At 71.0% G+C, this 8,656-nt stretch carries 7 protein-coding genes; 3 read left to right on the top strand and 4 right to left on the bottom strand.

Annotated elements, in window-relative coordinates; all coding sequences use genetic code 11:
- Nucleotides 1–104: DUF3099 domain-containing protein (locus AC1DP0_RS18465; protein ID WP_478087269.1), on the bottom strand; the 104-nt coding region annotated here is incomplete at its 3' end.
- 153 nt (nucleotides 105–257) lie between these two features.
- Between AC1DP0_RS18465 and fabG the strand changes: the two genes are divergently transcribed.
- The 3 genes from fabG (at nucleotide 258) to AC1DP0_RS18450 (ending at nucleotide 4,120) form a co-directional block, all read left to right on the top strand.
- Nucleotides 258–992, top strand: a complete 735-nt coding sequence (gene fabG, locus AC1DP0_RS18460; RefSeq protein ID WP_478087267.1) for a 3-oxoacyl-[acyl-carrier-protein] reductase — start codon at nucleotides 258–260, stop codon at nucleotides 990–992.
- An 80-nt stretch (nucleotides 993–1,072) separates the two neighbouring features.
- The gene (fabI, locus tag AC1DP0_RS18455) at nucleotides 1,073–1,834 is read left to right on the top strand and encodes an enoyl-ACP reductase FabI (RefSeq protein ID WP_478087265.1); all 762 of its coding nucleotides are present in this window, start codon (nucleotides 1,073–1,075) and stop codon (nucleotides 1,832–1,834) included.
- Nucleotides 1,835–1,873: 39 nt separating this feature from the next.
- Entirely contained in the window at nucleotides 1,874–4,120 is a 2,247-nt protein-coding gene (locus tag AC1DP0_RS18450) for a tetratricopeptide repeat protein (protein ID WP_478087263.1), read from the top strand.
- Between the two features lie 142 nt (nucleotides 4,121–4,262).
- On the opposite strand, the gene cphA is transcribed toward AC1DP0_RS18450, so the two are convergent.
- From cphA to AC1DP0_RS18435, 3 genes are all read right to left on the bottom strand, one after another.
- Complete coding sequence (gene cphA, locus AC1DP0_RS18445; RefSeq protein WP_478087260.1) at nucleotides 4,263–7,154, bottom strand: cyanophycin synthetase; 2,892 nt, start codon at nucleotides 7,152–7,154, stop codon at nucleotides 4,263–4,265.
- A 101-nt stretch (nucleotides 7,155–7,255) separates the two neighbouring features.
- Entirely contained in the window at nucleotides 7,256–8,176 is a 921-nt protein-coding gene (locus AC1DP0_RS18440; RefSeq protein WP_478087258.1) for a cyanophycinase, read from the bottom strand.
- Nucleotides 8,177–8,185: 9 nt separating this feature from the next.
- On the bottom strand, nucleotides 8,186–8,656 hold a 471-nt coding region (locus tag AC1DP0_RS18435), incomplete at its 5' end, for an HAD family hydrolase (RefSeq protein WP_478087256.1).

The raw sequence follows: 8,656 nt of genomic DNA, 5'->3' as shown, positions 1-8,656 counted from the left end.
AGCCCGGAGCACGCGACGCGGATGCCCATCATCGGGAGGTAGCGCTTGACGCGCTTGTCCTGGTCGTCCGTGGTGGACGACGAGGCCGAGGTGACGGAGTACACCACGGGTTCGTTCTTGGCTCTTGACACCCTTCCACCATAAGCCCGTACCGGCCGCGTGCCGCGGTGCTGTCTACCGTTCGGTAGTCCGTTAGGTTTCGTGGCAGGGCAGCGACCCCGAAGCGACCCGGCAGCGACCCGGCAGCGACCGGACGGATGGAGGAACGCACTGTGTCAACGACCGAGGCGCGCAACGTGCTCGTGACCGGAGGCAACCGCGGCATCGGCCTGGCGATCGCCAGGGCTTTCGCCGACGCGGGCGACAACGTCGTCATCACCCACCGCTCCGGCGAGCCACCGGAGGGGCTGCAGGGCGTCCTGTGCGAGGTCACCGACTCGGCGTCCGTCGACGCGGCCTTCAAGGCCGCGGAGGAGCTCTTCGGCGGTCCCGTCGAGGTGCTCGTCGCCAACGCCGGGATCACCCGCGACACCCTCCTCATGCGGATGAGCGACGAGGAGTTCGACTCCGTCATCGACACGAACCTCGCCGGCGCCTTCCGCTGCGCCCGCCGCGCCGCGACCGGCATGATCCGCAAGCGTCGGGGGCGGATCGTGCTCATCAGCAGCGTCGTGGGTCTCTACGGCTCGCCCGGCCAGACCAACTACGCCGCGTCGAAGGCCGGTCTCGTCGGCCTCGCGCGCTCCATCTCGCGCGAGCTCGGTGGCCGCGGCATCACGGCCAACGTCGTCGCCCCCGGCTTCATCGACACGGAGATGACCGCCGTCCTCCCCGACGACCAGAAGAAGGCCTACCTGGCCAACATCCCCGCGGGCCGCTTCGCGACTCCCGAGGAGGTCGCGTCCGTAGTCCGCTTCGTCGCGAGCGACGACGCCGCCTACATCACCGGTGCGGTCATCCCCGTCGACGGCGGGCTCGGCATGGGGCACTGAGCCCGCCACACGGCATACCTTCGTATGCCGTCAAACCCCTTTGCAGCAAGCGTCCCCACCCACACGAGAAAGTCGCAGGCATGGGAATCCTCGAAGGCAAGAAGCTCCTCATCACCGGTGTCCTCATGGACAGCTCGATCGCGTTCCACGTCGCCAAGATCGCCCAGCAGGAGGGCGCGACCGTCATCCTCACCTCCTTCGGCCGGACGATGAAGATCACGCAGACCATCGCGAAGCGCCTGCCGGAGACGCCGGTCGTGATCGAACTCGACGTCGCCGACCAGGAGCACCTCGACACCCTCGCGGAGCGTCTGCGCGAGCACGTCGACGGCCTCGACGGCGTGCTGCACTCCATCGGCTTCGCCCCGCAGGGAGCGTTCAACTTCCTCGAGGGCACCTGGGAGGACGTGTCGACGGCGCTGCAGATCTCCGCCTACAGCCTCAAGTCGCTCGCCGTCGCGACCCTGCCCCTGATGTCCGAGGGCGGCAGCGTCGTCGGCCTCACCTTCGACGCGAAGTTCGCATGGCCGGTCTACGACTGGATGGGTGTCGCCAAGGCGGCCTTCGAGTCGACGAACCGCTACCTCGCCCGCGACCTCGGTCCCAAGAACGTGCGCTCMAACCTCGTCGCAGCCGGCCCGATCCGCACGACGGCAGCGAAGTCGATCCCCGGCTTCGAGCAGTTCGAGAAGGTCTGGGACGACCGCGCGCCGCTCGGCTGGGACGTCAACGACCCGGTGCCCGCGGCCAAGGCCTGCGCGGCGCTGCTGTCGGACTGGTTCCCCGCCACGACGGGCGAGATCGTCCACGTCGACGGCGGCGTGCACGCGATGGGGCAGTGACCGAGCACGCCCTGGGTGGCTCTCGCTAGAGTCCTGCCCATGCCTCACGCCGGGACCGAGTCCAGCCCCCTGACGACGACCGAGGCCGAGGTGCCGCAGGTCCGGGTCGACGAGGTGCGGGTGCTCGACGGGCCCAACCTCTACTTCGCCCGGCCGGCGATCAAGGTCATCCTGCACGTGCCCGGCTACCTCGACCTCAAGCGCACCGAGGCTGAGGCCCTGGCGCGCCGGCTCGGTATGCGCTCGGCCCGTCCCGGCAAGCGTGGCACCGCGCTGCGCCAGCGTTTCGTCATGCGCGTCATCCGCACCGTCACGCGCCGCGTCGGCGCGGAGATCGGCGCGGGACGCCTGGGCGTACGCGTTCGCGCGGGTCAGACGGTCGAGGACGTCGTGCTCGCCTTCCCGTGGGTGCACCGCACGCGTGGACGCGTCGCCGGGGAGCAGGTCGGTGCCGTCATGGCCGGGCTGCTCGACCCGTCGCGCCGTGCCGACGCGGTCATCGAGGAGGCGGCCGCGGTGATCATGGCCGCCCCCGACGGTCCCGGCCCCAGCGTCATCACCCCCCGCGTCCCCATCGCGTCCGTGACCGGCACCAACGGCAAGACGACGACGACCCGGCTCATGGCCCACATGTGCATGGCCGCGGGACTCACGACGGCCTGGAGCTCGACCGACGGTGTCGTCGTCATGGGCGAGACCAAGGAGGAGGGCGACTTCTCCGGGCCCGCCGGCGCACGCGGCGTCCTCGAGACCCCGGGCCTCGACATCGGCATCCTCGAGACCGCCCGCGGCGGCATGCTTCTCAAGGGCATGGGCGTCACGGCCAACGACGTCAGCGTCGTCACCAACGTCAGCGCCGACCACCTCGGCCTGCAGGGCATCGACACCCTCGACCAGCTCGCCGAGGTCAAGGCGATCGTCACGACGGTCACCAAGCCCCAGGGCTGGGTCGTGCTCAACGGTGACGACCCGCGCGTCTGGGCCATGCGCTTCCGCATCAAGGCCAAGCCGTGGGCCTTCAGCCTCGACCCGGCGTCACCGGCCCTGTGGGAGTCCATCAACTCCGGCGGCCGGGGCATCACCGTCCTCGACGGAGAGATCGTCGTCCTCTCGCCGAACGGCGACCCGGACCGGCTGGTCAAGATCGTCGACGTCCCCATGACGCTGAGCGGCCTGTCCCGCAACAACATCGCCAACGCGCTGGCCGGCGCAGCCGCCGCCCTGGGCCTCGGGGTCCCGCGATCGGCCGTCGTCGAGGGCCTGCGGACCTTCGCCCCCGACCCGGAGCACAACTGGGGACGGCTCAACACGTACTCGGTGCCGCTGCCGAGCGGTGGCAAGGCCACGGTCATCATGGACATGGCGCACAACGAGGCCGGCCTCGAGGCACTGCTCGACGTCGCCCGCGGGCTGTCCGCACCGGGAGGCGCCGTGCGTCTCGGCCTCGGTTGCGCCGGGGACCGCGCCGACGAGGCGATCATCGCGATGGGCGAGATCGCTGGCAAGGGCGCCGAGGAGGTTRCCCTGAAGGTGGCCCGCCACTACCTGCGCGGTCGCGAGGCCGAGGACCTCCTGGCCCTCTTCCGCGACGGGCTCGCCAAGGTCGGCGTACTCGACGTGCCCGACTACGAGACCGAGCTCGAGGCCCTCGAGGCCCTCGTCCCGCACGCCCTCGACGGCGACGTGGTCGCGCTCATGTGCCACGCGGAGCGCGCCGAGGTCGACGGCTGGATCCGCGAGCAGGGTGGCAAGGTCGATGACGCACGGTCGATCCGGCGCAAGGTCGTCGCCGCGCGGGGTGAGCACGAGCTCGAGAGCGAGATCGCGGCCCTATGGGAGACGGACGACGAGCAGGCACGGCTCGTCGCGGCCCAGCAGCTCGTCGACGGTCACCCCGGGGACCCGCGGCTGGTCTTCGAGCTGGCCGGCGCCAAGGACGCGATGGGCGACGAACAGGGCGCCATCGGTCTGTACGAGGAGGCTCTGGCCGGGGGCCTGCGCGAACCGCACCGGCACCGCGCCCAGCTCCAGCTCGCGTCAAGCCTGCGCGTCGTCGGGCGCGCCCCTGAGGCGCAGGGCCTCGTCGCCGAGGTGCTGCAGGCGCGGCCGCACAACACCGCGGCTCTGATGCTCCGCGCGCTGGTCCAGGCGGACCTCGGTCAGGAGCGCCAGGCCGTGGCCGACCTCATCCGGGCGACGCTCGAGGCGACGACGGACGTGGACACGCAGACCTACCGCCGCGCCCTGCGGGCCTACGCCGACGAGCTGGCCCCCGCCGCCAACTGATCCAGTCCCCCACAACTCCGCCCGGGCGGGGTTGTGGAGGCGCGCCGGGGTTTTTCTTCCGCGCTAAGTCCGCCCGGGCGGAGTTGGTGGTGGTTCGGGGCTGTGGTAGTGCGCCAGTCTCGCCCGGGCGGAGTTGGCGAGGTCAGATGGCGGTGTCGTCGGGCGTGGCCGGCTCCAGCTCCGGGGGGACGGAGCCCAGGGCCTCGCCCTCGGCTTCCTCACCCTCGGCCTCCGCCGTCTCGGTGAGGGTGCTGGGGTCGAGGTCGGGGTCGCTCGTGGCCGCAGCCGGCGTTCCGATGCGGGCCCCGGCCTGGGCGTGCTTGGTGCGCTCCTCGAGCTCGGCGACGACCAGCGCGTGCTGGTCGACGCACATGACGACGAGGTCGCCCGGGTTGGTGCGCGCGAGGACGTGCCGGGTGGCCTCGAGCTCGTCGAGCACGACCTCGACCTGCCGGCACCGGGCGCCCTCCTTCATCGCGGTCTTGGCGCCCTCCGCCACGAGCGCCGCCGTCGCACCCGGCTTGCGGCCGCGGAGGCGCTCGTCCTCGCGGACGACGATGACGTCGAAGTGCTGAGCGGCCACGGCTCCGAGCTCGCGCATGTCGTCGTCGCGCCGGTCGCCCGCTGCGCCGATCATGCCGATGCGCGACGTGCGGCCGAGGTCGGACTGACCCTCCTTCTGCGCGGCGTAGCGGTCGACGAACGCCCCGAGCTCCTTCATGCCGGCGGCGTTGTGGCAGTAGTCCACGAAGACGTCGGCGTTGCCCACCTGGACGAGGTTGAGGCGACCGGGGGAGAGGTAGTACGTCGTCGCGAAGGTTCGCAGCCCCTGGCGGATGTCGTGCAGCGGGGCCCCGGCGGCGAAGGCGGCGCCCGCAGCCGCGAGCGCGTTGGCGACGTTGAAGCGGGCCGCCCCACCGAACGTCGAGGGCAGCAGGTGCGTCCAGGCGAGCTGCATGCTCCGACGACCGTGCTTGATGACGATCATCTCGCCGCGGTCGCTCGGCTCGAGCACGACGGCACGACCACCCCGACGGCAGTAGTCGTCGACGAACTCGCGCACCTCGCTGCCGGGCTCGGACATCGTGAACCAGACGATCCCGCCCGAGCAGCGGCGACGCATGTTGCGCACGTGCGGGTCGTCGGCGTTGAGCACGGCGAACCCGTCACGCGGCACGGCCTCGACGACGACAGCCTTGACGTCGGCCAGCTGGCGGAGGGTGTCGATCCCCTTCATTCCCAAGTGATCCGGCGCGATGTTGGTGACGACGGCGATGTCGTTGCGGTCGTACCCGAGGCCTTCGCGCAGGATGCCGCCCCGGGCGACCTCCATGACGGCGAAGTCGACACGCGGGTTCTGCAGCACCATGCGGGCCGAGCGCGGGCCGGACGCGTCCGCCTTGATGACGAGCCGCTCGTCGATGACGACACCGTCGGTCGAGGTCATGCCGACCTTGCGGCCGAGGCCCTTGAAGATGTGGGCGATCATGCGCGAGGTCGTCGTCTTGCCGTTGGTGCCGGTGACGGCGACGATCGGCACGCGCGACTGGGAGCCCGGCGGGAACAGCAGGTCGACGACGGGCTTGGCGATGAACTGCGGCTCGCCGACCGTCGGGTGCGTGTGCATGCGGAAGCCGGGGGCGGCGTTGACCTCGCAGATCGCCCCGCCCGTCTCGCGGACGGGGTAGGTGATGTCGGGGCAGATGAAGTCGATGCCGGCGACGTCGAGGCCGACGATGCGTGCCGCCTCCTCGGCGATCTCGACGTTGTCGGGGTGCGCGTCGAAGGTGCGGTCGATGGAGATGCCGCCCGTGGACATGTTGCCGGTCAGGGCGAGCTTGACCATCTCGCCCTCGGGCGGCACCGACTCGAGGGTGTGTCCCTGGCCGGCGAGGATGTCGAGCGCGTTGGCGTCGACCTTGATCTTGGTCAGGACCTTCTCGTGACCGACGCCGCGGCGGGGGTCCGCGTTCGTGATGTCGACGAGCTCGCTGACCGTGTGCTTGCCGTCGCCGACGACGTGCGCCGGCACGCGCTCGGCGATCGCCTGCATGCGGCCGCCGACGATGAGGCAGCGGTAGTCGCGGCCGGTCACGAACGACTCGACGATGATCGTGCCGCGTCGCGACTCCGCCTTGGCGATGTCGTATGCCTTCTCGACCTCTGCGTCGCTCTGCAGGTTGAGGCACACACCGCGACCGTGGTTGCCGTCGAGCGGCTTGACGACGACAGGGAACCCGATGCGCCGGGCCGCCTCGACCGTGCCGCGCATGGTGCGCGCGGCCTCCTGCTTGGGCACCGGCAGGCCGGCCGAGCCGAGCAGCTTCGTCGTGAGGTCCTTGTCGCTCGCGATGTCGACGGCGAGGGCACCGGTCCTCGACGTCATCGTGGCCCGGATCCGCTGGGCGTGCACACCCTGCCCGAGCTGGACCAGGGAGGCCGAGTTGWGGCGGATGTAGGGGATGTCGCGCGAGGCGGCCTCCTCGAGGATGGCCGCGGTCGAGGGGCCGAAGGCCACCCGCTCGGCCTGACGGAGGAAGGCGTTGAACTCCGTCTCGAAGTCGAAGCCGTCCTCCGCGTCGACGAGATGGTTGATGAGGCGCACCGCGAGCTTGCCCGCCGCGACGCCGACGGTCTCGTCGGTGTAGCTGTAGACGACGTTGTAGTGGCCGGGCCGGCCCTTGACCGCGCGCGTCTTGCCGCGGCGGGAGTCGTGACCGGCCAGGGTCTGCAGCTGGAGCGCGACGTGCTCGGCGACGTGACCGAGCCAGGTGCCCTCGTGGAGGCGCTCGATGAAGCCCCCGCGGCGCCCGAGCGAGCACGTGTGGCGCTCGAGCCCGGGGACGAGCTCGACGAGCTGGTCCGTGAAGCCCGGGAGCGAGACGGTGGGGTAGTCCTCGAGGCTTCCGAGGTCGACGACGAGGTGGACGGCCGGCTGGTAGGACCAGACGTTCGGCCCGCGGTAGATCCGGGTCTCGAGGATCTTGAGGTCCGGACGGGCCGGTCCTGCGGGGGTGGGTACCTCGACGGCCATGGAAATCCTCCTACAGGGGTCGTGCGGGACGTGCGATGCGGCATACGCGCTCGGCCGTTGGTGCGGTGCGGCTCGGTGGGTGCCGTCGGGGCGGGCGGAACTCAGTGAGCGGCGCTGCTCGTCGCCGAGCGCGCCGCGCGGACCTTGGCCGGGACGACCGCACCCTCGATGTCGGGGTGACGCTCGACGAAGGCGGTCAGCTCGACGTGGTCCAGGTCGAACGTACTGCCCGTGGGCAGCGAGTGCACGACTGCGCCCGAAACGAGCAGCGGGGCCCCTCGGCGCGCGTCGGCGGCGTCGGTGATGGCGTTGCGGGCGTTGATGACGAAGATCGACCCGGCCCCGATGACCGACATGACCTTGCCGTCCCGGATCTCGGCGGCGGTGTTCTCGTCGATGCCCATGCCGAGGAGGTTGGGGGACGCGGCGACCATCGACATGAGCCGGCCGTAGCGGCCACGCTGGTCGAAGTGCTGGTCGATGATGACGTCCTCGACGAGACCGAGCCCGGCAGAGATCTGGCTGGCGCGCTGCTTGGGGGTGAGCCCCTCCTCACCGAGGGAGATCATGAAGCGGCTCATGATCGAGGCGCCGGCCGAGGTGCCGGCGACGACGGCGCCGCGCTCGTAGGCGCGGATGACGGCGGCGCCCACGGGGGTGCCGACGATGTTCTGAGCCAGCTTGACCTGGCTGCCGCCGGTGATGAAGACGCCGGTTGCTGTGTCGAGCKCCTCGACCATCGCCGGGTCGTTGGCGTCACGGCGGGTCACGGGGTGGACGACCGAGACGTCACCCCCGCGCAGCCGGGTGAAGACGTCGCGGTAGGCCTCGGAGACCTCCACGGCGTAGGACGACGCCGTCGGGATGACGACGAGGTGCGACCGCCGCCCGCCCGCGAGCTTGATGAAGCGCTTGAGCACGACCGACCGCCCGATCCGGTCCTCTGCACCGCCGATGATGAGCAACGTGCGGCGAACGCCGCTGGGATTCGGGGGTTCGGACGATGGAGCGACGGACTGCATCGCGCCAGCCTAGTGACCGGCGTGCGGCACGGGCGGAGCCTGGGTCGGCGTGCCGTCGTCGAGATCGGCCTCCTCGATCTCCTCGCGCGAGATCCCGAGCAGGTAGAGGACCGAGTCGAGGTAGGGCACGTTGACCGAGGTCTGCGCCTGCTCCTGCACGACCGGCTTGGCGTTGAAGGCGACCCCGAGTCCCGCGACGTCGAGCATGTCGAGGTCGTTCGCACCGTCGCCGATTGCCACGGTGCGGCTGAGCGAGAGCCCCTCCTGCTCCGCGAACTCGCGCAGCGCGCGGGCCTTCCCGGCCCGGTCGACGACCTCGCCGACGACGCGTCCGGTGAGGTGGCCGTCCTCGATCTCGAGCCGGTTCGCGCGGGCATGGTCGATGCCCAGGTCGGCGGCGAGCGCGCCGACGATCTCGATGAAGCCGCCGCTGACGAGCCCCACGGTGAAGCCGAGCCGTTTGAGGGTGCGGACCAGGGT

Source organism: Terrabacter sp. P5_B1 (assembly GCF_056400505.1).
This window is presented reverse-complemented; position numbering and strand designations above follow the sequence as displayed.